At 52.7% G+C, this 273-nt stretch carries 1 pseudogene; it reads right to left on the minus strand.

Features of this window, described 5'->3' with window-relative positions:
* Positions 1-273 (minus strand): annotated as a pseudogene (locus ACY9Z2_RS19020) (tyrosine--tRNA ligase); the annotation flags it as partial.

A 273-nucleotide genomic window follows, 5' to 3' on the forward strand; every position in this document is an offset into this window, starting at 1 on the left:
GGAATGGACATCAACTTGCCATACATATCCTCGGCACCGGTATTGATCGGCACAATATTTCCCGTTGACTTGGACATGCGCTGCACGCCGTCAGTACCAGGCAAAATGCCCATGGTGATTCCGACGAGCGGCTTCTGTCCAAGTGCCTCCTGCAGCTTGCGCCCTGCAACGATGATGTTGAACAGTTGCTCTGAGCCTCCAACCTGAACGTCAGTCTGCAGGGCTACAGCATCGTAGCCCTGCATCAACGAATAGAATGTTTCCTGCAAAAAG

It is taken from the genome of Virgibacillus sp. GM2-2 (assembly GCF_055329585.1).